This window comes from Acidiluteibacter ferrifornacis (assembly GCF_009909615.1).
Taxonomy (GTDB): Bacteria; Bacteroidota; Bacteroidia; order Flavobacteriales_E; family Vicingaceae; genus Acidiluteibacter; species Acidiluteibacter ferrifornacis.
The window spans coordinates 21,928-47,387 of the sequence record NZ_WWNE01000011.1 but is presented as its reverse complement, the minus strand read 5'-3'; the positions used below and the strand labels follow the sequence as shown (position 1 = coordinate 47,387).

15 protein-coding genes and 2 CRISPR repeat arrays are annotated in these 25,460 nt (G+C 36.1%); of the genes, 6 read left to right on the top strand and 9 right to left on the bottom strand.

Annotated elements, in window-relative coordinates; all coding sequences use genetic code 11:
• Positions 1–49: 49 nt before the first annotated feature.
• Positions 50–607, top strand: a complete 558-nt coding sequence (locus GQN54_RS12005) for a fasciclin domain-containing protein (RefSeq protein ID WP_160633799.1) — start codon at positions 50–52, stop codon at positions 605–607.
• 189 nt (positions 608–796) lie between these two features.
• Positions 797–2,116 (top strand): DEAD/DEAH box helicase, encoded by a 1,320-nt coding sequence (locus GQN54_RS12000; protein ID WP_160633798.1) that lies wholly within the window; start codon positions 797–799, stop codon positions 2,114–2,116.
• A gap of 8 nt (positions 2,117–2,124) precedes the next feature.
• On the opposite strand, the gene GQN54_RS11995 is transcribed toward GQN54_RS12000, so the two are convergent.
• From GQN54_RS11995 to GQN54_RS11970, 6 genes are all read right to left on the bottom strand, one after another.
• The gene (locus GQN54_RS11995; RefSeq protein ID WP_160633797.1) at positions 2,125–2,988 is read right to left on the bottom strand and encodes a bestrophin family protein; all 864 of its coding nucleotides are present in this window, start codon (positions 2,986–2,988) and stop codon (positions 2,125–2,127) included.
• An 8-nt stretch (positions 2,989–2,996) separates the two neighbouring features.
• On the bottom strand, positions 2,997–5,426 hold the full coding sequence (locus GQN54_RS11990) for an alpha-ketoacid dehydrogenase subunit alpha/beta (protein WP_160633796.1): 2,430 nt from the start codon (positions 5,424–5,426) through the stop codon (positions 2,997–2,999).
• Between the two features lie 243 nt (positions 5,427–5,669).
• Positions 5,670–5,864 carry a hypothetical protein gene (locus GQN54_RS11985; RefSeq protein ID WP_160633795.1) on the bottom strand — a complete coding sequence of 65 codons (195 nt, stop codon included), beginning with the start codon at positions 5,862–5,864 and terminating at the stop codon, positions 5,670–5,672.
• Between the two features lie 11 nt (positions 5,865–5,875).
• Positions 5,876–7,519, bottom strand: coding sequence for a PspC domain-containing protein (locus GQN54_RS11980; RefSeq protein ID WP_160633794.1), 1,644 nt, complete (start codon positions 7,517–7,519; stop codon positions 5,876–5,878).
• Positions 7,520–7,543: 24 nt separating this feature from the next.
• Positions 7,544–7,876, bottom strand: coding sequence for a PadR family transcriptional regulator (locus GQN54_RS11975; RefSeq protein WP_160633793.1), 333 nt, complete (start codon positions 7,874–7,876; stop codon positions 7,544–7,546).
• 18 nt (positions 7,877–7,894) lie between these two features.
• Entirely contained in the window at positions 7,895–8,353 is a 459-nt protein-coding gene (locus tag GQN54_RS11970) for a DUF4252 domain-containing protein (RefSeq protein WP_160633792.1), read from the bottom strand.
• A 189-nt stretch (positions 8,354–8,542) separates the two neighbouring features.
• Between GQN54_RS11970 and GQN54_RS11965 the strand changes: the two genes are divergently transcribed.
• Positions 8,543–9,259 (top strand): TerC family protein, encoded by a 717-nt coding sequence (locus GQN54_RS11965; protein ID WP_160633791.1) that lies wholly within the window; start codon positions 8,543–8,545, stop codon positions 9,257–9,259.
• A 44-nt stretch (positions 9,260–9,303) separates the two neighbouring features.
• Here GQN54_RS11965 and GQN54_RS11960 read toward each other — a convergent pair whose 3' ends face one another.
• Complete coding sequence (locus tag GQN54_RS11960; RefSeq protein WP_160633790.1) at positions 9,304–11,238, bottom strand: sensor histidine kinase; 1,935 nt, start codon at positions 11,236–11,238, stop codon at positions 9,304–9,306.
• A gap of 407 nt (positions 11,239–11,645) precedes the next feature.
• Here GQN54_RS11960 and cas9 point away from each other — a divergent pair, with 407 nt between their 5' ends.
• The 3 genes from cas9 to cas2 all read left to right on the top strand — a co-directional run bounded on the left by cas9 (position 11,646) and on the right by cas2 (position 16,587).
• Positions 11,646–15,221 (top strand): type II CRISPR RNA-guided endonuclease Cas9, encoded by a 3,576-nt coding sequence (gene cas9 / locus GQN54_RS11955; RefSeq protein WP_160633789.1) that lies wholly within the window; start codon positions 11,646–11,648, stop codon positions 15,219–15,221.
• Positions 15,222–15,352: 131 nt separating this feature from the next.
• Complete coding sequence (cas1, locus tag GQN54_RS11950; protein WP_160633788.1) at positions 15,353–16,255, top strand: type II CRISPR-associated endonuclease Cas1; 903 nt, start codon at positions 15,353–15,355, stop codon at positions 16,253–16,255.
• On the top strand, positions 16,243–16,587 hold the full coding sequence (gene cas2, locus GQN54_RS11945) for a CRISPR-associated endonuclease Cas2 (protein WP_160633787.1): 345 nt from the start codon (positions 16,243–16,245) through the stop codon (positions 16,585–16,587). Before cas1 ends, cas2 begins: the two co-directional genes overlap by 13 nt.
• A 92-nt stretch (positions 16,588–16,679) precedes the next feature.
• Positions 16,680–21,720: a CRISPR direct-repeat array (repeat unit 36 nt; unit sequence GCTGTGCTAAATTACAATTTGAAAGCGATTCACAAC).
• Between the two features lie 146 nt (positions 21,721–21,866).
• Positions 21,867–22,167: direct repeats of the CRISPR family, unit length 36 nt; unit sequence GCTGTGCTAAATTACAATTTGAAAGCGATTCACAAC.
• A 443-nt stretch (positions 22,168–22,610) separates the two neighbouring features.
• Here the strand turns inward: cas2 and GQN54_RS11940 are convergent.
• Positions 22,611–23,063: a thioredoxin family protein gene (locus GQN54_RS11940; protein ID WP_160633786.1), complete on the bottom strand. Its 453-nt coding sequence runs from the start codon at positions 23,061–23,063 to the stop codon at positions 22,611–22,613.
• A gap of 2 nt (positions 23,064–23,065) precedes the next feature.
• Positions 23,066–25,369 (bottom strand): TonB-dependent receptor, encoded by a 2,304-nt coding sequence (locus GQN54_RS11935; RefSeq protein WP_160633785.1) that lies wholly within the window; start codon positions 25,367–25,369, stop codon positions 23,066–23,068.
• Positions 25,370–25,460 lie beyond the last annotated feature (91 nt).

Sequence of the window (25,460 nt, the reverse complement as noted above, 5' to 3'; positions counted from 1 at the left end):
GTTGTTGTATAAATCAAAAACAAACATATTTTATTTAATACAAACAATTATGAAAACGAGAAAAATTTTAAAAGTAACAGCAGTAATCGTATTATTATTAATTGGTGGAAGCTCAATGGCTCAGAAATCCAAAATGGTAGGAGGGGCTGAAATGTACCCAACAAAGAATATTGTTGTCAATGCTGTAAATTCAAAAGATCATACTACTTTAATAGCTGCGGTTAAGGCGGCAGGTTTGGTAGAGACTCTTCAGTCAGATGGGCCATTTACTGTTTTTGCTCCAACAAATACGGCGTTTGATAAGTTACCTGCAGGAACTGTAGAAACTTTAGTGAAGCCAGAAAACAAAGCAAAATTGACTGCAATTTTAACTTATCATGTAGTAGCAGGGAAAGTAGATTCTAAATCATTGATGAAAATGATAAAAGATGGAAAAGGAGAGGCCACTTTAACAACTGTTCAAGGTGGGAAGTTAATTGCTAAGTTGAAGGGGGATAGTGTGATAATTATTGATGAAAATGGAAATACTTCTACAGTAACTATTGCAGATGTTTATCAAAGTAATGGAGTGATCCACGTTGTCGATACAGTAGTATTGCCAAAGTAATAAGTTTAATTTTATAGTTTTAAGTATGTAGAGGAGCGTTAAATTTATTTATCGCTCCTCTTTTTTTGTCATCAATGGTAACTTGTTTTTCTTTAAAGTGAGGATTCAATACATTGATGGATTAATATATAATAAGAATGGCGTTTGAATTGCTTAATTTTGCTGCTTAAATTATAATTCAGTACCGCCGTGTCTTTAGATTCATTAAAAATCAACAAACAGTTAAAACTCGCCTTGAATGCAATTGGAGTTCACCATCCAACGGAGATTCAGGAGAATACCATCAATCGAATAGTTGGAGGTCATGATGTTGTTGCGATTGGTCCTGAAGGAACCGGAAAGACCACAGCGGTAGTAATGGGTGTAATAGCTCGTTTAATTTATGCTAAAGATGTTGCGCCAAGGGCGTTAATACTGGTTCCGACTCAAGAAAAGGTGGAAGAAATGCAAGAATTGTTCGGACAATTGGGCGTAAATACTGATTTAAGAGTAGAGATTATCCGAAAAGGTAGCAACTTTGATTTTCAACGCGATTTGTTGGCGGAAGGAGTAGATGTGGTGATCGGAACTCCAGAGCGAGTTCAGCCTTTTTACTATAAAACAGGAATTAATGTGACCCAACTTCAGATGTTTGTAGTTGATGGAGCTGATCATATTACACGATTGGGAACGCATACTGCTACCAAGCAATTGGGAGAAAACATGCCTGCTAAATGTCAACACCTTGTTTTCACCGAAGTAATTCATCCCAAGGTAGAAAATATGATAGAAGATTTCATGAATTTTCCATCATATATAGAAGTAAAGGCTCAAAAAGAAGTGGATTTGAATATTATAGATCCTATATTATATGAGGTAAGAAATTTTAAAACCAAATTAAACCTCCTTAATGTGCTGGTTGGTGATGCTCCAACGTATCCCAAGATGATAGTTTTTGTCAATAATAAATTGAACGGAAGTAAGATATACAAAAGCTTGGACAAAAGAAACGATGGGCAAATTGTTTTACTTAATGCACCATTTTTTGATCAACGGAGCGTTTCTTCGGTAGAAGACTTTATGGAGGTTGAATATTATAGGGTTTTAATTGTCGCAACTGAAGATTTAGAGCAGACACTTGATTTAAGTGGAGTGCCATTTATCGTTCATTTTGATTTGAAGGATGATAAAGACAGTATTATCAATCGAGTGGTAAAACAAGAAAATACTCCAGAGGATGCTAAAGCACTATTTTTTGCAACTCAAAATGAAGTGAGTACTTTAAGAAAGATAGAACAAGCGGCAGATATTGTAATGCCAATAGAAGATTTGCCTTTAGGAACTATTGTTGAAGGTGATGCTGAGCGAATTGAAATAGAAGAAGAGTCAAAAATTAGTGATGATCCGAATAAAGGTGCATTTCATAAAAAGAAAGAAAAGAATTCCAAGGACTATAATTACGGAATTCGTGATAAAGTAGAAAAGTTTGGAAAGTACAAAAAGAAGAAGGGGAAGCGAAAGAATAAATAAGAAGAAGTTTATTCTAAAATTTCAGTGACGTTGGCTTTGATAGTTTGATAAATATCATTTATAGGTAAGTCGTTGGCGTCATCTCCAAAAGGGTCTTCAATTTCTTCAGCAATTAATTCTATACTACTAAAAATATAGAAAATCAAAGCCACTATCGGCATTGCCCAATAATCAAAAGTTTGTACAAAACCAATTGGCATGGTAAATACATATAGAAAGATGACCTTCTTGATGAAAATATTGTATGAAAAGGGAATCGGAGTTTTCTTAATTCGCTCACAAGCACCAATATTATCTGTAAACGACTTTAATTCCAAATTTAAATAGAGTAATTGTTCATCAGTTAAAGAACCATTTTCTTTTAGCTCTTGAACTTCTCTATACATCGCTTTGGCAACCACATTGGGTAGATGCTTAAAAGAGGCGTAATATTCTGAGGGGTATTTTTCTGAGGTACGTAATAGTTGAGAATTGGCTTTGTTTTGCAAATGATCTTTTGATGCTAATATGTAATTACTAATCAAAATGCTGAAAATAGTTTTAACATTTTGATTAGTAATAATCGCATCAATTTTTAATGCTAGGTTTCTGGAATTATTCACAAAACTTCCCCATATTTTTCGACCTTCCCACCATCTTTCATAGGCTGAATTGGTTCGGAAAACTAAAAGTAGCGAAAGCACAAATCCTACTAAAGAATGAATATTTAGGGTGTTGGCAAATTCTACTTGTAGTACCTCTTTTTCCAGATAGTTGATGAGACCAGTATATATTGCTACTCCAACAATACCAGGAAATGTTCTCCTAAAAGTATCGCTTTTATGAAAAGCAAAAATTAATCGCCACCAATCTTTTGGATTGTATAAAACCATTGATCTAATTAATAGATTTTAGGAAATTGTTGCGGTTTTGCTTCGTGCATTAAGTCGTAAATTGCATCAAAGATGTCTTCTATACTTGGTTTAGAGAAATAATCTCCGTCTGTTCCATAAGCAGGTCTATGATTCTTAGCAGCTAGTGTAATTGGTTCCGAGTCCAAGTTAAAGTAGGCTTTTTGTCCTTCAAGAACTTGCTGCATCATGTAAGCTGAAGCTCCTCCATCTACATCCTCATCAAGGAATACTACTCGGTTTGTTTTTTTTATGGATTCACCAATCATCCCATTTTTATCAAAAGGCATCAATGTTCTAACATCAATCAATTCTACGGAGATACCCTCTTCAGCTAATTGTTTTACGGCTTCTTCTGCTAAATTGCAGGTTGATCCATAGGTCACTAAAGTAACATCGCTACCTTCTGAGACGATTTCTGGAACACCTAGCTCAACTTGGAATTCTCCTAAGTTAGTCGGCATTTGCTCTTTACTTCTGTAGGCATTTAATGGCTCAATAATCAATGCTGGGTCATCGCCTTTTAATAAAGTATTGTATAAACCTGCAGCTGTGGTTAAGTTTCTTGGCACACAGATGTGAATTCCTTTTAAACTATTAATAATCGTTCCCATTGGAGAACCTGAGTGCCAAATTCCTTCTAAACGATGACCACGAGTACGAACGATTAATGGTGCTTTTTGTCCGCCTTTCGTTCTGTATTGAAGAGTTGCTAAATCATCACTCATTATCTGCAAAGCATACAACAAGTAATCTAAATATTGAACTTCAGCAATTGGGCGCAGTCCTCTCATCGCCATTCCAATTCCTTGCCCAACGATAGTGGCTTCTCTAATTCCTGTATCGCTAACTCTTAGTTCTCCAAACTTTTCTTGCATGCCTTCTAGACCTTGGTTTACATCACCAATTCGCCCTGCATCTTCACCAAAAATAAGTGTGTTAGGATATTTGTTAAAAAGGACTTCGAAATTGTCTCTTAATACAACTCTTCCATCCACCATCTCTGCATTTTCATCATAGGTTGGTTTGACTTCTCGCTGATGAATCGGACTTTCGCTACTCGCTGAATAAAGGTGTGAGCTATATCTGTCGGCGTTAATTTTAGCTGATTCGTTTACCCAGTTGATTATGGAGGCTCTAAAAGATAATTGCTCCGATTTGGTTAGACGAAGGGCTTTTTTGGCCGCGCTAATTATTTCTTTTCTATTGGGCTCTGTGCTCGCTTTTAATTCTGCGATTAATCCATTAATGGCTTCAGCTTTTTGACTTTCTGCGGCTAAATTGGACAAAAGGCCGATTACTTGATCTCGATCAGCTTTGATGGGTTGAATAAAGTCTTCCCATGCTAACTTTTTCTGATCGCGCACTTCCTTTTTAGCGATTTCTTTTATTTCATTTAATTTCTCTTCCGTTGCAATTCCTTTAGAAACAATCCATTTTCCAAACTGATTAATACAGTCGTACTCACTTTCCCATTCTAAACGCTCTTTAGATTTGTAACGCTCATGAGAACCTGATGTAGAGTGTCCTTGTGGTTGAGTAACTTCTTCTACGTGAATTAATACTGGAATATGTTCTTCACGAGCAATTTTTGTTGCTTTTTCATAAGTCGCAATAAGGTGTGGGTAATCCCAACCTTTGGTTTTTAATATCTCGAACCCATTACTTCCTTTTCCGTCACGTTGAAAACCTTTTAAGACCTCAGAAATGCTTTCCTTAGTGGTTTGGTATTTTTTAGGAACTGAAATTCCGTGTCCATCGTCCCAAACCGACATCACCATAGGTACTTGTAATACTCCAGCAGCATTGATGGCTTCCCAGAAAAGACCTTCAGAGGTGGATGCATCTCCAATCGTTCCAAAAGCAATTTCATTTCCTTGATTGGAAAAATTATTCTCTCCAGCTAGTTCTGGCACATTTCTGTATATTTTAGAGGCTTGAGCTAGTCCCAACAAACGAGGCATTTGGCCTGCAGTAGGAGAAATGTCTGCTGAAGAATTTTTCTGTTGAGTAAGGTTTTTCCAACTACCATCTTCATTTAAGCTCCGTGTTGCAAAGTGACCATTCATAGAACGTCCACCTGAGGCAGGTTCTAATTCAACACTAGGATTGGCATACAATTGCGCAAAGAAAGATCGAATCGTTAATTGATCGATAGCCATCATGAAAGTTTGATCTCTATAATATCCAGATCGGAAATCTCCATTCTGGAAAAACTTAGACATGGCAATCTGAGGTACCTCTTTTCCGTCACCAAAAATTCCAAACTTTGCTTTTCCTGTAAGAACTTCACGTCTACCAAGTAGAGATGTTTCTCTACTCAATACAGCCAATGAATAATCGGCAAGGATATCTTTTTTGAATTCTTCTTGAGTCATCTTCTTTTGCTCTGGGGTATCTAATGTCGCCTCTTTGCTCATAGGTAGTATCTTTAAAAAATTGCTTTGCGAAATTACCAAAAAAACCGCTTTTTTTTAGGGTAATTGTAGAGGTATGGAAAAGAAAACAGGAGGGGAATGCCCTCCTGTTTAATGTGCCTCTGATAAGATAAGGTTGACTAAATTGTTTAACTGTAGTTTTTTTAATCAGCTGAAAGGCACATGGGAAATTAAGGATTTTTTCTGAGTTATAGAAGTCCTTACTTCCTTTATTTTTGATATTGATTAATGAAATCCGCTAACTGTAAATAAATCAATGAAGAAGATGTATTTAGGTGGGTTAGCGCTTTCTAAGTGTTCTTTTGATTCCATTGTGGTTGCATTTTGAGCGGTTAAACTGTTTTTGGCCACCATGGCACAAACTATGATTATGGACCAAAATAGAATTGAAATTGTTTGAGTTATTCTTTTCTTTTTCATGTCAATTGTATTTATGGAAATTGAGGTTGAATAGAATCCTTTTTCAGTTGTCCGCTACTCACTCCATCAATAAATTTGCAGTCCAAGCAAGTTAATCCTTCATTGAGCATGATCCAGGTTTCACCGATCATATCCAAGTCGTATTCGTTTCCAACATTTTTGATGTCGTAAATTATTTCTTCAGAACCTTCCTCTAAAGCGATTTTTGAACCGATAGGCAACATAATGTGAACCTTTACTTCTTGTGCTCTAAATTTATCTTGTAGTTCGAAGTTGATGTAAGGACTAAACTTCAATACAGAGTCATTGAGGTGATAAACAAAGTTTATTTTCTCTGCTCGATCTTTTGCATCCTTTCGATTCGCACCTTTTGCAATTTTCTCCACCATCACTTTTATTTGGTCGCCTCTTGTAGGTAAAACATCAATTTCTAAGTTTTCATAAAATACCTTTCCTTCCTCTATCCATATATCTCCCTCTACATCAGGTAGGTCAAAGTCGTTGAATTGATTGTCTTGTTCTGTTAAATCACTTAGGTAAACGGTGTTTGATGGACTAGTCCATTCTATTGTTGACAATGCTTTTTGAGTGGATTTCAGCTCCTTCAAGGAATTAATAGTAATATAGATACCTAGAAGAATACCGACTATCCAAAGAACTCCCATTGATATTCCAATCACCGAGTTTTGGGTTTTCAATTTGAAAATCATTTTAATCCCGCTATAGATTAGTCCAATCATTGGTATTCCAATGAATAGTATCAATGCAATTAGTGCAAGAGTTGCATTTGTTCCAGTGCCAAGTAGTGCCTGGAGAATGTCGTGTGAAGGTATCGTAAAAACTTCGTTATTACTTACGACGGTCACAATGTCGGAATTAAAAAGGGTGGCTGTTAACGCAATTAAAACGGCTAGTCCAATTATGATGAAGATCAATCCAATGAATTTCATGGCAAACTTCAATATGAATAAGATCACCATGCCAATAAAAGTGAACAGTTTAGAGAGTGCTCCGCTCAAAGAATTGGCCGCATCTTTGGCACCCTCACCATTAAAAGAGTCTTTTAAGTCGTTAAATTTATCTTCAACCGTTTTTTTGATATTGTCTACATTGACTGCTTCTCCCTTCATCTCTAGTTTTTCAGCAGTTGTTTTTGCTTTGGGAATGACAATCCATAGAATGATATAAGGGATAAAACCAACTCCCCAAACAAAAAAGGCAAATAAGAAAAGGATTCTAATCCAGATGCGATCGATTCCGAAATAGTGGCCTATTCCTGAACATACACCTCCTATTATTTTATCGTCCTCGTCTCTAAAAATGCGTTTAGATTTTTGCTTCGTAGAGCTTGAGTTGCTTTTATCGCTTGTCCAGTCGCTTTCTTCTTCTGTACCATCAAAATATTGTTCTGGTTCTCCCATTACCGAAATAACATAGTCTACATCGCTTAGTGTAACTACTGATCGTTCGTTGTTAAATCGTTCTTTAAATAGTTCTGCTACACGTGATTCTATATCAGCCATTACTTCATCGCGGCTGTCGGTATTGCCCAAATATTTCTTTATTGTGGCTAAATAGTTGTTGAGTTTATCGTATGCATCAACCTCGATGTTGAATACAATTCCACTGATGTTGGCGGTTACTGTTTTGTTCATTTTTTTCGGTTTATTTTGGTCGGGTTATGCGTTCTTTTTTCTGGTTAATTCTACTGCTTTCATCAGGTCCTGCCATGTGACGTCTAAGTCCTTCAAAAAGTTACTTCCTTTGTCTGTAAGTTGATAATATTTTCTCGGTGGTCCCGATTTTGACTCTTCCCATCGATAGGACAAAAGTTCAGCATTCTTTAATCTGGTGAGTAGCGGATATAATGTTCCTTCTACCACAATTAGTTTTCCTTCCTTCAGTTGATTAATTATCTCTGAAGGGTAGGCCTCTCCTGATGAAAGGATGGATAGAATACAATATTCTAAAACTCCTTTCCGCATTTGAGCTTGTGTGTTTTCAATTTTCATAATAGCTCCTTCGGTCTGTTATTGTTGTTTTTTTACGTTCATATTTCCATAAATGGAGAGCAAAACTGTACTGTCATCCGTAGAGACGATAAAATGAGCTTCTTTCACCACTTTACCTACTTTAGTTATGACTAGATAAGTTTCCTCGTTGGAAGTTTCAAACTTGTCCACTTCATTTTCTAGGTCAATTTCTTCATAACCTTCTTTTAGAAAAGACTTTTTGATTTCACTCGCTTTTTTTATATCGCTAATGACTAAAAATCGACCTTCTAAAAAATCACCGGTTACCCACTTTTGCTTTCCATTCAAATCTAAATCGATGTCAAAAGCATCAATCATTTTCTTTGAAAGACTCATGCTAAAGCAATCGTGATCGCTTTTCAATTGCGTATAAATTTTATCCGATTTCCCACCATTACCTGCTGTAACGATAAGACTCATAAAGGCTGCAATGATTGTAAGGCTAAAATATTTCATCGTTTTATTTTTTTAAATGTTTAGCAAAGATATATCTTTTAGAAGGTATTATGCAACGCATAGTACCATATTTTTTTAAAATAATAATTTAAGTGGTGCTCCAGAATGATGAATGGAAAAAGAAATCTGATGAATGGTGACAAATAATCGCTTCTCTTTTATAATTTTGAGACTAAACAGTATAAAGCCATGGAGATATTTTTGCAACCTGAGATTTGGATTAGTTTATTGACGCTGACATTCTTAGAAATCGTTTTAGGAATAGACAACATTATATTTATCTCTATTGTTGCCGATAAGTTACCCCAAGCAGAACAGGGAAGAGCTAGAAATATCGGTTTGATTCTGGCAATTGTGATTCGAATCTTTTTATTGATGGGAATCTCCTACATTGTTCATTTGACCAATCCATTGTTCACTATTTTCGACCTAGATATTAGTGTAAGAGACTTAATACTCATTGCCGGAGGGGTTTTCTTGCTGACTAAAAGTACCACAGAGATACACCACAAAGTGAATGGTGATGAAGCGGAGTTGGGAGTGAAGGAGGGAAAGAAAATGACCGTAAAAGCGGCAATTCTACAAATTATCATCTTGGATATGGTTTTCTCTTTTGATTCCATCCTAACTGCTGTAGGGTTATCTGATCATTTGCCTGTGATGATTGCGGCTGTAGTTTTATCGCTTGGAGTAATGCTAGCGTTTGCAAGTAAAATTGCGAAGTTTATTAACGAGCAGCCCACGGTTCAAATGTTGGCTTTGTCCTTTTTAATAATGATCGGGACCTTACTTATACTAGATGGATTCCACGTTCACGTGCCCAAGGGATACATCTACTTCTCGCTTGTATTTAGTTTAATGGTGGAGTTCTTAAACCAGAGAATGAGGAAAAAGAGGTTGGGCTAATTCTTCCGGTTACCTGCCCATTGTTGGCTTTAGGTCAGTTGATCTCAATCGGTGAAATTGCCAGTTAGGCTAATCCAAAAACCGTTGTTTTTGGTGGTTGATTCTTGATATTCTACAGTTACATCAATTTGCTCTGCCAATAAATGAATGAGGGTAACTCCGATAGATTCTTCTTTCTCCTTCATCATTTCAATGTTTTGAATGCCTATTCCATTGTCTTTGTAGATAAAAGTGCCGTGGTTATTTTCAGAAATGTATGCTATAGAAACCACCAAGTTGTTGGTTCCTGTGGCGTGTTTTAGCGAATTGGTAAATAATTCATTAAAAATTAAACCTAAAGGAATTGCAGTATCGACAGGTATGGGAGGACATTCTACATTCAACTCTATGGATACTTTTTTAATATGACTGCTAATGATATCTTCTCCAATGGCGTGTAGGTATTCTTTAAAATCTAGTCGTTCAAAGTTGTTGGATTGATACAATTTTTTATGCACCAATGAAATGGAATGTATCCTGTTTTGTGCATCTTGAAAAACTTCTTCGGCATTTGAATCTAAGTTTTTAGCATTGAGTTGTAAGCTGAATAAACTGCTGACTATTTGAAGGTTGTTTTTTACTCGATGATGCAATTCTTTTAATAATAACTCATTTTTAGAGTTGGTTTCAGATATTAGGAGGTAAGATTGCTCAAGCTCTTTGTTATTACTCTCTAACAATAAGTTTTTAGCTTCTATCTTTTTTCGGTTCCTGTTTCTTAAGGTAATAATTACGATAAGTAGTGCCAATAAAAGAACGAGCAATGAGATGGATAACAGTAATTCCCTGTTTTGAGATTCTAATTTTTGGTTTTTCTTCCGAGATCGTTCTGTTTCAGCTAGAATTTCTAGAAATCGGCTAACTTGTATTTCATCTTGAACAGCATTCATACTGACTTCATTTCGAAGGCTATCATTAAAAAGGTGGTATTGCTCTATCGTATGCTTTAGATTGTCATCATTGGACTTGGTTGTATAAATTCTAAGCAATCCTTCCAGTCCATCCACTACAGCGGCAGTTTTCCCCATCTCTTTCGCCTTCTCTATCCCTCGGTTGTAATACTTTTTGGCAGAATCCAATTCGTTTTTTAGTTCAAACGCTTCTGCAATACTCAAGAAAATATTGACTAATCCTGTTTGAATATGGTGTTCGTTAAGTATGCTGACTTCTTTATTAAAATAGTAAATGGCAGAATCATATAAGTGCTCGTCTCGCAGAATAGTTCCGTAGTTTCCAAAAGCAAATGCATAAAGTGTGATGTTCTCGTCCTTAAAACTCGAAACCTGATTGTTTTTATACAATTGCTTGGCCTTAGGGTAGTTTTTCTGCAAGTAGGAGACATATCCTAGATTATTACGAGCTTGATAGATTCTTTCATGATTACCCAACTTTTCATATCGCAATAGGTTGTCGGTATATAGTTCGCTCGCTCGTTCAAGGCTATCTTGTTTAATCATGAATCCTGCGTAGTAGCCGATGAGGTGCCCTTTTATTAATTCGCTATCAATAAAAGAAAGTAGCTTGGGAAATACCTCATTTACATATTTGTTAGCAACTAGCGGTGCTCCTATGCTTTTTAGGCTTGAAGCTAAAAGATATTTTAAATATAATTTTTCTGCTTCGCTTCTGTAACATTCAAAATCCAATAAAGTCTTTACGAATTTGATTGCCACCAGTTGGCTGTCATTGTGTTGGAGTCTTCTTATGGTGAAGATTACCTTTTCTAGCTCCGTACCCTGTGCTGGAATGGAGATGGTATGATTGGCTTTGATGCTTTTTTCGGTATGTTCAATAATTTCAGTAACACTCATGTTGGAAGTGTTCTTACTGTCTAAAAGGGACTCTATATCTAAAAAAGGAAGTAGATCAGCGTCGCTTTTTTCTTGAGCCCATCCATGTAGCTGAATGATAGAAACAAAAAGGAAGAAGAATTTTTTCAAAGGTTTATCCTAAAAGTGGTAAAGCGACCAAAGATAGAAAATTAACTCAATGTATGGCATTGATTAAAAAGATTTTGAAAGGGGAGAGGAGATGCTAGCGGAATACTAGCTTCAGGAAAAATAAGCGCTGTAAATCGGAGGATTTTTTCTTCGAATTTTATTGTTTGCTAACCTTGTGTTTATCAAAATTATATAGTATTATTGATTTTCTTAATAACTGAATAGTAGAAAACTACAGCTTGACATAAGATTGGCTAGGCCACTGAATAAAATGAACGAAATGACACACGATTTAGCGCAATAAAAAAAAGGCGAGTTGCCCCGCCTTAAATGTTTTCACAACGGAATAATCCTTATTGTGAATCGCTTTCAAATTGTGAAGTAAAAATAACAAAAAAATTATACAAATGACAAAAAAGAAAATTTTAGGACTGGATATAGGTGTTTCTTCAGTTGGATTAGCACTAGTTGTTGAAAATGAAGATGGAAAAAAGTCAATTGAGAAGATGGCAGTTAGGATAGTACCTGAAGACCCAGATTTTCATGGAAAGTTTTATTCGGGCAATACTGCTAGTAAAAATCTAGCTAGAACGACTAAAAGAGGAATTCGAAGAAGTAATCAACGGTTTAAAATACGAAGAGATAGACTTTATAGGACCCTTAAAAAAGAGAATATGTTTCCTAAAGAAAGCCTTTTTCAATTAGATGCACTTTCTTTATATGAATTAAGAGCACGAGCTGTTAGTGAAAAGGTTTCATTAGAAGAGTTGGGTAGAATATTAATTTTATTAAACCAAAGACGGGGATTTCTGAGTAATAGAAAAGCAAATTCTTCAGAAGAAAACCTTACCGAATACAAACAGAAAATAGAGGCCCTCGAAAATGATTTAGGTGAGAAGACTATTGGACAGGCGTTATATGAAGAGTTAGCTTCATCTATTAATATTCAAAATGTATTACTTCGAGAAAGAACTTATTTGAGAAATAGTTACTTAGAAGAGTTTGATAGAATATGGGATAAACAGAATGAGTACTATCCTAATGTATTAACAGGGAATTCTCAAATTGATGAAATAAAAGGTACATTATATGATGAAATTCGAAATAACACAATATTTTACCAAAGACCTTTAAAAAGTCAAAAGGCGCTAGTTTCTGATTGTGAATTTGAAAAGCACCATAAGGGAGTTGCCAAAAGTTCTCCATTTTTTGAGATGTTTAGAGCATATCAAAGAGTAAATGATTTAAGTTGGAAAAATGATAAAGGAGAACAGTTTTACCCAACTAAGGAGCAAAAGGATGAGTTAATAAATAATTTAATAAATGGAATAAACCTAACAAAGCAAGGAAATCTACCATTAAAAACCATTAAGTCTATTTTAGGGTGTAAGAGTAATGATAAAGTTTATTTTAATTTTGAAGAATTAGAAGGTAGTAGAACTGCCAATAGAATAAGAAAAGCTCTAATAGGAGCCGGAGTTCAAAAAATTGATAACTATCTAAAGTTTGACCCAACTATTAGTGATGAGAAAGGAGGACTTTTTGAATTATGGCACATTACCTATTCGTTATCAACAGTTGAAGAAATCGTAAGAACTTTAACTCGAAGATTTCCATTTACAGAAGAACAAGCTTTATTTATAGCTGATAATGTTCACTACAAATCTGATTACGGTAAGCTATCAACTAGAGCCATAAGAAAGTTACTACCTCATATGCAAAATGGATTAAATTATAGTTCAGCATGTGATGAGGTAGGTTATGATCATAGTGGTTATAAAACAAAAATTGAGCTTAAGGAGAAGTTAGATGCTATTTCTCCTAACTCACTTAGAAACCCAGTTGTTGAGCAAGTATTAAACCAAGTGGTCAATGCAGTTAATTTAATTATTGAAAAGTATGGCCGAATTGATGAGGTTAGGGTGGAATTGGCTAGGGAGCTTAGAAATAGTGCGAAAGCTCGAAGTAGAATTTCGAGACTAAATTCTTCAAACAAGAAGGATAACGATAAAGTTCGACAACGGCTTTACGAAGAATACGGACTAAAGATTGTGAATGGAAGAGATGTAAAACGCTATAATCTTTGGAAGGAAACGAATTGTAGTTGCCTGTATTGTGACAATCCTATAACGAAAACAGATTTTTTGAGTGGTAATGCAGAGATAGAACATATATTACCTAAATCAAGATCTTTTAGTAACGCAATGAACAATTTTATCCTTGCTCATAAAAAGTGTAATGCAAGTAAAAACCAGATGACTGCATACGATTTTATGGAATCTAAAGGAGAGCAGGCATTAAAATCCTATACTGAAAAGGTAAACAAACTATTTAATGACGGCAAGGGACAAATCAGTAAAGCAAAGTTCGAAAAGTTAATGTGTTCTGGAGAAGCGATTCCTACTGACTTCGTTGAAAGGATGAAAAAGGATTCTCAGTATATAGCTAAAGAAACAGTCAAGTTATTGAGAACTGTTTGTGAAAATACCTATACTACTACCGGGCAAATAACAGATTTATTGAGAAGTGAGTGGGGATTAAAAAATGTTTTAGAAGAATTAGGGAAGCCTTTATATAGAGAGCTTGGTATGATCGAAACAAAAGAAATAAAGGATTCAAAAGGAAACGTTAAAACAATTGAAAAAATTAAAGATTGGACTAAACGTGATGATCATCGACATCATGCGGTTGATGCATTAATTTGTGCTTTAACAGATCAAAAAATAATTTTTAAACTCAATAATCTCAATAAGATATTTCAGTACTCCAGGGAAACGCTTAGTATGGATGAAATAGCTGAAATGGAAAGAATTAATGAAAATAAGTATGATTTAAAAGAATTTTTTGCTCAAGGAGCATACGAGTTCAAAGAGCCAATTGAGAATTTAAGACCAAAAGTGAAGAAGCATTTAGACGAAATTTTTATTTCATTTAAAAAGAGTAATTCAAAAGTTTTAACAAAGAATGTAAATAAAATTAAAAATGCAGAACCTCAAGTAACTTGGGTTCCTAGAGCCAGTTTGCATGAGGATACTATTATGGGTAAACGCAGACGTATCTCAAAAAAGAAAGTTATTCTAAATAAAAAGTTTTACAATTTAGAAGATATAATTGATCCCGATATTAAGGTATTTTTAAAACAACATTTAAAAAAATATAGTGACGATACTACAAAGGCATTTGATTCTAAAAATCTAAAGAAAAGTCCATTAGTTTTTAAGGGTAAGCCTTTGTCTGAGGTTCAAATATTTGAGAATACTAATTCAAAGCGTGTTGCAATTTCTGATAATGTTACCAAAGCTCAATTAGATAAAGTGATAGATGAAGAAGTAAAGAAGATTTTAAATAAAAGAGTAGATGAATATGGCGGAATTAAGGCAGCATTTAAGAATATAGAAGAAAATCCGATTTACTTCAATCAAAAAAAGGGAATAGTTATCAAACACTTTTCTGTTTATGATGAAAGTAAGACTATTAATGTGAGAGATGGAGTAGCAAAAACTGGCGGAAACCACCACGCGTTAATTTATAAAGATGAAAATGGAAAGTACTCAGATAAGGTTATTTCGTTTAGTGAAGCTGTTCAAATAGGGTTGTTAAATGTTTCAGAGACAGGGAAGCCATATCCAATTATTCTTAAAGAAGATGATACTGATTTAGGTAAGTTTCAATTCTCTATGCAGATTAACGATTTGTTTGTCTTTGATCTAAAACATTCTAATAACCCGCAGGAAGAGAATGAGCTTGACTTTTTTGATGAAAAAAATAGAGACGTTATTAGTAAAAGACTTTTTAGAGTTCAGAAGATGAGTAAGAAGTCAAGTGGAGAATTTGACATTCACTTTAGACATCACTTAGAGTCAACAATAACCAGAAATATTAAAGAGATAACATGGATTAATATTAGATCTAATAAGTTACTTAATAGATTACAGAAGTTGAAGATTAGTCATTTAGGTGAAATTGTAAAAGTAGGGGAGTGATTCCGCAAGATATAAAATGGATATACACCTGATGAATTAAATTTGATATAGACCTAGCAGGCTTCCAAAACCTGTTAGGTCTCCTTTTGCTAAGCCGAATTGCTAAAAGTTGGAGATAAAAATGTTAAAGTATGATTAAACGAACGGTATATTTTGGTAACCCGGCCTATTTATCCATGAATAAGCAACAACTGGTGGTCAATTATCCCAAGGTGGAAGAAGCTAAGACTGTACCAATAGAAGATTTAGGAATCGTTTTTTTAGACCATCCTCAGATTACGATTACCCAACCATTAATCAGTAAATTATTAGACTACAATGTAGCGCTGATTACTTGCAATGAACGACATCTACCACAGGGATTGATGTTGAATTTAGATGGGCACCATACCCAACAAGCTCAATTAGCAGCGCAAATTGAAGCAAGCGCTGCACTCAAAGACCGAATATGGAAAACAGTGATACAGCAAAAAATATACAATCAAGCAGCTGTTCTAAAACTAACTGGTGCTTCTATTGAGAACATGAACTACTGGGCGAGTCAAGTAAAAAACGGAGATCCCGATAATTATGAGGGAAGAGCCGCAGCTCATTATTGGAAAACCGTATTTGTGGATTATATAGAAGGTTTTACAAGAGGACGGTTTGAAGCAGCTCCCAATTCTCTCTTAAATTATGGGTATGCCATTTTGCGAGCTGTTGTAGCTCGCTCATTAGTAGGGTCGGGCTTGCATCCTTCACTGGGTATCCATCATCACAATAAATACAATGCCTATTGTTTAGCGGATGATATCATGGAGCCTTACCGTCCTTATGTAGACCAATTAGTGCTTAAAATTTTAGAAGATGAGGAAGGCGAAGTAGAACTTACTTGGGACATTAAAAGTATTTTATTGACTATCCCTACTTTAGATGTTATTATTAATCAAAAAAGAAAACCATTGATGTTGGCCGTTCAGCAAACTACTGCTTCATTAGCGGCATGCTATTTGAAAGAGCGGAAGAAACTGAAACTTCCGGTATGGGAAATTTGAGCAGTCGTTTTAATCAATATCGCATCATGTGGGTAATTGTTTTTTTTGACCTTCCAACACAAACCAAAACCGATACACGCAATTATCGAAAATTTGTGAAGCAGCTGGAAGAGGATGGTTTTACGCGTTTTCAATGGAGTATCTTTATGCGGCACTGTCCGAGCATGGAAAACGCACAAGTACACATTAAACGAACGAAGAAAAACTTGCCACCCAAAGGCCACGTCTGTATTTTGCACCTTACCGATAAGCAATTCGGAATGATGGAAGTTTATTTATCCCAACAAAAAGAAGCATTACCAGAAACACATCAACAATTAGAACTTTTTTGAGTGGAAGGTCGAAAAATTGAGATAGTTTTATAATTCTGAAGTCAAAAATAGAGCCTTAAATAGCATCAAAACAACCCCTTATTGCAGGGGTTGCTGTGCTAAATTACAATTTGAAAGCGATTCACAACTGGGATGCTAGAGAAAACATCATCGGGGATGCTGTGCTAAATTACAATTTGAAAGCGATTCACAACCTCTCGTATATTAAACGTTGTCCAATGGTGGCTGTGCTAAATTACAATTTGAAAGCGATTCACAACTGTTTTAATTGATCTGCTACTTTTTCAGATGCTGTGCTAAATTACAATTTGAAAGCGATTCACAACTTATTAAACCACTAACAAACAAAACTTTATGCTGTGCTAAATTACAATTTGAAAGCGATTCACAACATTGCTGATGTAGCTCAATTCATTCCCAACGCTGTGCTAAATTACAATTTGAAAGCGATTCACAACTTGCAAGTTGTACAAGCCTTTATTATTCCGGCTGTGCTAAATTACAATTTGAAAGCGATTCACAACTTGCGACCACTTCAACCATACAGCCATGCTGCTGTGCTAAATTACAATTTGAAAGCGATTCACAACATATCCATTGGCACAGATTTGTTAATGGGCGCTGTGCTAAATTACAATTTGAAAGCGATTCACAACCTTGCCTTATGGGTTGAAGATAACTAAGGAGCTGTGCTAAATTACAATTTGAAAGCGATTCACAACATTCTACCGTAGCACATATCGGCGCATTCTGCTGTGCTAAATTACAATTTGAAAGCGATTCACAACGTACTCCTTATCGAATAAGTCCTTGAATGTGCTGTGCTAAATTACAATTTGAAAGCGATTCACAACAATAACTCATCTCTTTGCTCTAGTAATTCTGCTGTGCTAAATTACAATTTGAAAGCGATTCACAACATTGTTGGGTCAATGTTGCCCGATAGATTCGCTGTGCTAAATTACAATTTGAAAGCGATTCACAACTGATCTGCGATTGCTTTCTCAGTCTTTTCGGCTGTGCTAAATTACAATTTGAAAGCGATTCACAACATTGCTATTGGTGCTAATACCGTTGCATTAGCTGTGCTAAATTACAATTTGAAAGCGATTCACAACTATGTGGCAACCGTCAACTAATTGAGTGTTGCTGTGCTAAATTACAATTTGAAAGCGATTCACAACAATGTTTGAGTGGAAGTACAGTTGGGATACGCTGTGCTAAATTACAATTTGAAAGCGATTCACAACTTCGTTTACTGATATGTTTCTGTTGCCTTGCTGTGCTAAATTACAATTTGAAAGCGATTCACAACAAAGTAGGAACTGATATTCAGCACGTAAAAGCTGTGCTAAATTACAATTTGAAAGCGATTCACAACTAATATTTTTCCAGTTGCTGTTTCTTTGAAGCTGTGCTAAATTACAATTTGAAAGCGATTCACAACAATCTCGCTAAACCCACACTTCCGTTGGTGCTGTGCTAAATTACAATTTGAAAGCGATTCACAACCTAAATGGCTGTTTTGCCAGCTCTACCAAAGCTGTGCTAAATTACAATTTGAAAGCGATTCACAACGACGGTAGTGTTTTTTTTGCTGAAGATAAGCTGTGCTAAATTACAATTTGAAAGCGATTCACAACAAAGTTCTTTTCCCTAAATCGGAGGTGGTGGCTGTGCTAAATTACAATTTGAAAGCGATTCACAACTCAAGTCGTCTATCCAACTAGATTCAGACCGCTGTGCTAAATTACAATTTGAAAGCGATTCACAACACCCAAACTAAGTTTAAATCAAATTCTTTAGCTGTGCTAAATTACAATTTGAAAGCGATTCACAACCGGAAACGCCAAAGTGATATATTTTTGAGTGCTGTGTTAAATTACAATTTGAAAGCGATTCACAACTCGTTAAAAAAGGCGGTCGATTTACAACAAGCTGTGCTAAATTACAATTTGAAAGCGATTCACAACACAGCAAGTGGAGACGAAGGCTACACCACCGCTGTGCTAAATTACAATTTGAAAGCGATTCACAACTTGTGTCCTTTTCGCTTGGCTCTGGTGGTGGCTGTGCTAAATTACAATTTGAAAGCGATTCACAACCACTCATTCCATTTGTAGATGATTACGGCGCTGTGCTAAATTACAATTTGAAAGCGATTCACAACAATCCTTTAAAGCTGCTCTACTTGCTGAAAGCTGTGCTAAATTACAATTTGAAAGCGATTCACAACGCTGAATCTGCATCAACTGACAATATAGAAGCTGTGCTAAATTACAATTTGAAAGCGATTCACAACTAAAATTTCTGTAAATGTCATATCCTTTTTGCTGTGCTAAATTACAATTTGAAAGCGATTCACAACTAAAGTCCCCCCATAATAATTTATTTTTATGCTGTGCTAAATTACAATTTGAAAGCGATTCACAACAATCCCTATTAGGTAGACATCTGCATCTAGCTGTGCTAAATTACAATTTGAAAGCGATTCACAACTGCATCTCATCGCACTTCTCTGCATTCTTCGCTGTGCTAAATTACAATTTGAAAGCGATTCACAACTTATTTGGTCGTGTGGCTCAAGATACTCCGCTGTGCTAAATTACAATTTGAAAGCGATTCACAACACGAGCGTATGGGTAAGTTTGCTTAACCCCGCTGTGCTAAATTACAATTTGAAAGCGATTCACAACATGTTTTACGATTTAATCCCCACCCCCACAGCTGTGCTAAATTACAATTTGAAAGCGATTCACAACTAGATTTAGCATAGATATCCATATCCCTCAGCTGTGCTAAATTACAATTTGAAAGCGATTCACAACTATGCGGAGGCTGTTAAAGACGGTGTTACCGCTGTGCTAAATTACAATTTGAAAGCGATTCACAACTAATAGTAGATGATCAATACATTTCTACTAGCTGTGCTAAATTACAATTTGAAAGCGATTCACAACAGATTTCCATTTAATAGCAATTTGGAAAAGGCTGTGCTAAATTACAATTTGAAAGCGATTCACAACTTTACTTCGGTTCTAATCTCGTTAAAGTTCGCTGTGCTAAATTACAATTTGAAAGCGATTCACAACATGCCTTGGTACACTATTTCGGATTCTGATGCTGTGCTAAATTACAATTTGAAAGCGATTCACAACACGTTGTTGCCTACGATTGCAAGTTGGATAGCTGTGCTAAATTACAATTTGAAAGCGATTCACAACCTCAGAAAATGGTTATCCTACGTTAGACCGGCTGTGCTAAATTACAATTTGAAAGCGATTCACAACAGGCTCGAAAGTCATTCCACCATTTTCGGTGCTGTGCTAAATTACAATTTGAAAGCGATTCACAACTGAGGTGTATTATTTACGTCAACCCAAGGAGCTGTGCTAAATTACAATTTGAAAGCGATTCACAACAGCAGGAAGCCAAGCAGGAAAGCGCGCACCGCTGTGCTAAATTACAATTTGAAAGCGATTCACAACGCGAAGGTGAGTTTTATCGATCAGCAGTTTGCTGTGCTAAATTACAATTTGAAAGCGATTCACAACTGTGCTCGCCTTAAGTTTCTCCAAAAACGCGCTGTGCTAAATTACAATTTGAAAGCGATTCACAACACTACGGGAGGGTTGAGCGAAAAGCAACAAGCTGTGCTAAATTACAATTTGAAAGCGATTCACAACCGCTCCACAGAATAAGTCAATCCAAAAAGTGCTGTGCTAAATTACAATTTGAAAGCGATTCACAACATATGCTGCCAAATCCATTACTCTAATCACGCTGTGCTAAATTACAATTTGAAAGCGATTCACAACTAATCTCTTTCTGGTACTTCAGACTCTTGAGCTGTGCTAAATTACAATTTGAAAGCGATTCACAACTGCGTTCCCATCACAATCATTTTTGCTTTTGCTGTGCTAAATTACAATTTGAAAGCGATTCACAACTGCATTAACTGTTACAACTATTGGTATATGCTGTGCTAAATTACAATTTGAAAGCGATTCACAACTGTTTTGTTTACTGTAGCATCAGCGCCTAGCTGTGCTAAATTACAATTTGAAAGCGATTCACAACAAAGCTGCTGCTGATGCTAAAGTAAGCGTTGCTGCGCTAAATTACAATTTGAAAGCGATTCACAACTCGCCTCACGAGCTTTTACAATTTCCATAGGCTGTGCTAAATTACAATTTGAAAGCGATTCACAACTATAGAACCCATGGTAGAAATCAATAAAAAGCTGTGCTAAATTACAATTTGAAAGCGATTCACAACTAGCTTCACGCATTTCGCTTATTTTCGAACGCTGTGCTAAATTACAATTTGAAAGCGATTCACAACCAAATGGGGGGAGAATAATTGAGAATAGAGCTGTGCTAAATTACAATTTGAAAGCGATTCACAACAGTAATTGCTGTTGAGCTTTAAGTTGGGCTGCTGTGCTAAATTACAATTTGAAAGCGATTCACAACTCACTCCAGTTTTACTGTCTAATTGGTAAGCTGTGCTAAATTACAATTTGAAAGCGATTCACAACACGGCTTCGCCTAAAGCTTCGCTACGCTCAGCTGTGCTAAATTACAATTTGAAAGCGATTCACAACTATGCACTTCACCTTTTGCGAAGAATGAAAGCTGTGCTAAATTACAATTTGAAAGCGATTCACAACGAAGCAATGTTATAGAAATGAAGAGTACGGCTGTGCTAAATTACAATTTGAAAGCGATTCACAACCATTGTGAGGTCTTGCATATTCCACATCATGCTGTGCTAAATTACAATTTGAAAGCGATTCACAACAAATCTGTACCAGAAGGAATCGTTTCGTTTGCTGTGCTAAATTACAATTTGAAAGCGATTCACAACACAGTTGGGATAAACCCAACAAAAGAAGCAGCTGTGCTAAATTACAATTTGAAAGCGATTCACAACAGGTAAAATGAGTAATGCTGAAGAGGAGATGCTGTGCTAAATTACAATTTGAAAGCGATTCACAACGTAGTGATGAATTTGAAAACCTTAGAAGAGGCTGTGCTAAATTACAATTTGAAAGCGATTCACAACCATTAGCCCATCGTAAACCGAGTATGCATAGCTGTGCTAAATTACAATTTGAAAGCGATTCACAACATGATGTTTCTAATTTCAGCATAGAATATAGCTGTGCTAAATTACAATTTACTCTCTCTTGTTTATTGTTTCGGGAATCGTATGTTCGCTATCGCTCGGAAGAAAGCGATTCACAACGAGTATTGGGTTCTAACTAATTTTAAAAAAGCTGTGCTAAATTACAATTTGAAAGCGATTCACAACTCTAAAGAGGAATCTGTTGATTTAGATACGGCTGTGCTAAATTACAATTTGAAAGCGATTCACAACAGGCCTTTGTGAACGAGGCTAACCAAATTAGCTGTGCTAAATTACAATTTGAAAGCGATTCACAACAATGCTTCTGCGCTCTTCATCTTCCTAATGGCTGTGCTAAATTACAATTTGAAAGCGATTCACAACAAAGCTTTGGTTTGCTTTTCTATAACTGAAGCTGTGCTAAATTACAATTTGAAAGCGATTCACAACAAGTCGTGAAGATGCTACTATTTCTATCCAGCTGTGCTAAATTACAATTTACTCTCTCTTGTTTATTGTTTCGGGAATCGTATGTTCGCTATCGCTCGGAAGTCCCATGCTTTTAGCATGCATATGCGTTCACATTTAAATTATTTTCACACGCATAAAGCGATTCATCCCGATAGGTTCGGGACTAAAATATGATTTACTCTTTTTTGTTTATTGTTTCGGGAATCGTATGTTCGCTATCGCTCGGAAGTCCCATGCTTTTAGCATGTATATGCACATTTAAATTATTTTCTCACGCATAAAGCGATTCATCCCGATAAGTTCGGGACTAAAATATGATTTACTCTTTTTTGTTTATTGAAAAATAGGGTAGGAATAGTATGTATTGCTCAAGTAGTGTTTATATAGAATAGCAATTGCTATAAGTTTGAATCCTTCCGAGGTTACTTCATTTCCTCCATCCATTCCGCCCATTCTTCTTTACTCACCAATCCTGCTTTTTTATAGACTACCTCCAATTGCTCATTGAGTATAATCAATGTAGGAAAGTAGAACTCTTTGTTGCTTTTTCCCAAGTATTCCGCTAGTTCGTGGTAGCGGTTAGCTGTTGCTCCTGCATAAGTCCGGCCTAAGAAGGTCAACGACTGCTTTTCTTCAGCGTTTAATTTCAGCGCATAAAATTGATTGTTGATTTGTTTGGCCACAATTTCGTCTGAGAAAACGGTCTCTTCTTGCATTTTGCAGATTTTGCACCAATCAGTATGTATAAACAGGACAATGGGTTTCTTTTTCTCAGCGAGTTGGGTGGTTACTTCTTCAAAATTGATCCAATCTACTTGAGCGAAGGCTGCCAATGAAAGAAGGAAAAACTGGAAAATGAGTAAAAGCTGTTTCATGTTTATTTCAACGTATATTTTATTCCGATAAATCCTCGAATCCCTTGGTTGGCGGCATACACATAAGAAGGGTCAAATGTTAGCGCATTGGGATTTTCGGGAGTTGGAACGGCATTTCCATTGGCATCAAATTGTACATTTTTGTCAAATGGATCGAAAGATCGAGCAATACTATTCCTAGCAGGAGTAAAATTGAGCAGGTTTTTCACTCCTCCATAAACCGACCATTGGTCATTGATGGGTTTGGTCAATTGTATATTTTGAATGCTAAACCATGGAGAATATTCACTGCGATTGTCGAGGTCGCCCAATAGTGGTAAGCGCATAGGGCTGTATACATTTCCAGTGTAATTAATGGTGAGGTTGTAGGGGAGGATGGTGTATTCGATACTCCAAACTCCTGTAAAATTCTCCGTTAATAATTGGCGCTGTTTGCCATCGTTTTCTTCTATCGTTACATCCATCAAAGTGGCGCCTCCCATTATTTTTACTCCGCTATGCCATACGATGTCGGCATTCAATGATACGCCTTTTGAAATGGCTTGTCCATCTAGGTTGGCATAAATAATTTGGTTGGGATTGATTTCGTAATCTGGCACAATACGATTAGAGAAAAAGGTGTAAAATATTGATCCATCTAGGTTGACGTAAGTCTGATTTTTGGTGTAAAATTTCTGAACCACATTTAAGTTGACATTCACCGATTGCTCTGGCTGTAGCTTTTCAGTAAAAACCACTTCACGCGCACCTGTTAATGCGGCATGATCTTCGGTAAAGATGTTGGCCACTCGAAATCCATTTCCTGCGCTCAGGCGGATAATGGTCTTCTCCTTTTTAGAATTCCATTTATAATTGATTCTTGGGGAGAATATATTTCCATGAATGTTATTGTGATCGTATCTCAGTCCTAAAAGTAGGGTGTTGAATTCATTGATGGTTACTTGGTCTTGAATAAATAGTCCTGGCAAGTGAATATAGGATGGGCTGTTTCTGCTGCTGTCAGCGGCGTAGGTGGCTACTGTGTTGTCGTCGTAGTAAGTATAGCGATAAGCCACGCCTAACAATACATCATTGGAAGGAGTCCATTTTTTATTCCAAGTCAATTGGCTAAAAGCAATTCGTTGATCGGCAATGTATCGATCGGTTCCGTACACTGAATTTTGGTGATGTCCGTTGGCACTGAATTGCAAGTTGAAATTTTCATCAACGATTGGCAGTTGATAGTTGCCAAAAACCTCCCATCGGTTGGTATAGATACTTTCTCCATATATGGAATCTCCACCTCTAAAAGCAGGGCGCCAATTCATTTCTCCACCCCATCTGTCTTCATAAACGTAGCGCATGCCGATGTTGAATATTCTGTTGTCTTTTCGATCAAAAGAGATCTTGTTGAACAAGGAAATTCGATCCTGCAAAGTAATGTCAGTAAATCCATCATTGTTGAGGTCTAATGGATCGCTGTATTTGAAGTAATTGACGCCAAGCAGGGAAGATGCTTTTTTTCCTAAATGGAATTTGGCTCCAATGTCTGCATTGGTTTCTAACCAAGAAGTAGTGAATACATCTGCAGAGAAAAGTGGTGCTGTACTTGGTTTTTTGGTAATCACATTGATCAATCCACCTACGGCTTCTGAGCCATACAATGTGGAAGCAGGGCCTTTTACAATTTCCACCTGTTCGATGAGTGAAGCTGGGATTCCTGTCAACCCATAAACAGTGGATAATCCGCTAACGATAGGCATTCCATCTATTAAGACCATGGTGTAAGGGCCTTCTAATCCGTTGATGTGGATGTCTCCAGTATTGCATACACTACAGTTTAATTGAGGACGAACTCCATTGACATTTTGCAATGATTCAAATACGGATGGGTTTTTATTATTGGCAAAATATTTCGCAGTATATACCTCTACAGGCACAGGGCTATTTTTTTTGGACATTTCTTTCATGGTACCTGTAATGACTACTTCCTCAAGATCTAAGTTGCTGTATTGTAGTTCAAAATTGACGGTTAAATTTTGATTTTCGCTTAATGCAATGGATTTTGATTGACGGCTGAAACCAATAAACTGTGCATGTATTTGGTATTCTCCAGGAGGGATATTGTTGATTTTAAATTGACCGTTTTCGTCGCTAGCGGCTCCCCAATTGGTATTGGAGAGGTAGACGTTTGCAAAAGGAACAACTTCTCCATTTTCTTGAAATACTGTTCCCGAAATGGTACCCAACTGACCGAAAACCTGTTGAGGGGGAATAATTGCAAAAAGAAAGATTAAGTGCAGATGAAGTGCATTTCTAAACGGCATTTCTATAAATTTTTAGAAGTGCAAATATATCTATTTAGATTAGCCTAAATATTATTTGTGTAAAAATATTTTTAGATTAATCTAAAAATAA

Excerpts from the sequence above, each read along its gene's own strand:
- GQN54_RS11975 (WP_160633793.1), bottom strand. The coding sequence starts at position 7,876 with ATGAAAATTGAAAACACACAAGCTCAAATGCGGAAAGGAGTTTTAGAA.
- GQN54_RS11995 (WP_160633797.1), bottom strand. The coding sequence starts at position 2,988 with ATGGTTTTATACAATCCAAAAGATTGGTGGCGATTAATTTTTGCTTTT.
- GQN54_RS11970 (WP_160633792.1), bottom strand. The coding sequence starts at position 8,353 with ATGAAATATTTTAGCCTTACAATCATTGCAGCCTTTATGAGTCTTATC.
- cas2 (WP_160633787.1), top strand. The coding sequence starts at position 16,243 with ATGGGAAATTTGAGCAGTCGTTTTAATCAATATCGCATCATGTGGGTA.
- cas1 (WP_160633788.1), top strand. The coding sequence starts at position 15,353 with ATGATTAAACGAACGGTATATTTTGGTAACCCGGCCTATTTATCCATG.
- GQN54_RS11985 (WP_160633795.1), bottom strand. The coding sequence starts at position 5,864 with ATGAAAAAGAAAAGAATAACTCAAACAATTTCAATTCTATTTTGGTCC.
- GQN54_RS11935 (WP_160633785.1), bottom strand. The coding sequence starts at position 25,369 with ATGCCGTTTAGAAATGCACTTCATCTGCACTTAATCTTTCTTTTTGCA.
- GQN54_RS11980 (WP_160633794.1), bottom strand. The coding sequence starts at position 7,519 with ATGAACAAAACAGTAACCGCCAACATCAGTGGAATTGTATTCAACATC.
- cas9 (WP_160633789.1), top strand. The coding sequence starts at position 11,646 with ATGACAAAAAAGAAAATTTTAGGACTGGATATAGGTGTTTCTTCAGTT.
- GQN54_RS11990 (WP_160633796.1), bottom strand. The coding sequence starts at position 5,426 with ATGAGCAAAGAGGCGACATTAGATACCCCAGAGCAAAAGAAGATGACT.
- GQN54_RS11965 (WP_160633791.1), top strand. The coding sequence starts at position 8,543 with ATGGAGATATTTTTGCAACCTGAGATTTGGATTAGTTTATTGACGCTG.
- GQN54_RS11940 (WP_160633786.1), bottom strand. The coding sequence starts at position 23,063 with ATGAAACAGCTTTTACTCATTTTCCAGTTTTTCCTTCTTTCATTGGCA.
- GQN54_RS12005 (WP_160633799.1), top strand. The coding sequence starts at position 50 with ATGAAAACGAGAAAAATTTTAAAAGTAACAGCAGTAATCGTATTATTA.